Annotated in this window: 1 protein-coding gene; it reads right to left on the bottom strand. The window is 61.7% G+C overall.

What is annotated here, in order from left to right:
• A partial coding sequence (locus IB244_RS31725; RefSeq protein ID WP_192307018.1) for a cytochrome b N-terminal domain-containing protein occupies positions 1 to 339 on the bottom strand: 339 nt, incomplete at both ends.

Raw genomic sequence — 339 nt, 5'->3', positions numbered from 1 at the left:
CCCAGAAGGACATCTGGCCCCAGGGCAGAACGTAGCCCATGAAGCCGGTCGCCATCATCAGCAGGTAGATGAGGACGCCGAGGATCCAGAGGATCTCGCGCGGCGCCTTGTAGGAGCCGTAGTAGAGGCCACGGGCGATGTGCAGATAGACGGCAACGAAGAAGAACGACGCGCCGTTGGCGTGCATATAGCGCAGCAGCCAGCCGTGGTTCACGTCACGCATGATCTTTTCGACGGAGTTGAAGGCAACCGTCGTTTCCGCCGCATAGTGCATGGCCAGCACGACGCCGGTCAGGATCTGCACGACGAGCATGACCGCCAGCATGGCGCCGAAGGTGT

This window comes from Rhizobium sp. RHZ02, assembly GCF_014851575.1.
Classification (GTDB): domain Bacteria; phylum Pseudomonadota; class Alphaproteobacteria; order Rhizobiales; family Rhizobiaceae; genus Rhizobium; species Rhizobium altiplani.
This window is presented reverse-complemented; position numbering and strand designations above follow the sequence as displayed.